The sequence below is a fragment of the Desulfotomaculum copahuensis genome (genome assembly GCF_001655685.1).
GTDB lineage: Bacteria > Bacillota > Desulfotomaculia > Desulfotomaculales > Desulfovirgulaceae > Desulfotomaculum_G > Desulfotomaculum_G copahuensis.
In genome coordinates this window covers 1-206 of record NZ_LYVF01000152.1, presented here as the reverse complement: position 1 = coordinate 206, position 206 = coordinate 1, and the positions used below count along the sequence as shown (strand labels likewise).

At 54.4% G+C, this 206-nt stretch carries 1 protein-coding gene; it reads right to left on the bottom strand.

All coding sequences use genetic code 11. The annotated features are described in order from the left end of the window. On the bottom strand, positions 1-206 hold a 206-nt coding region (locus A6M21_RS09125; RefSeq protein WP_201721862.1), incomplete at both ends, for a phosphomethylpyrimidine synthase ThiC.

Sequence of the window (206 nt, the reverse complement as noted above, 5' to 3'; positions counted from 1 at the left end):
AACAGGGAACCCCCGCGGGAAACAATATTGGTCAAACGGGGATTCTTCTTGAACCGGGCCGCGGCCTCGCGGTTGATCCCGGCGTGGATGGTCATAAAATCCACGCCGTCCTGGGCATGTTTTTCCACCACCGTGAGGAATTCGTGGGCTGAAATGTCCTTTAAATCTTTATCGTAGAAACCCACAGCGTCATACACCGGCACGGT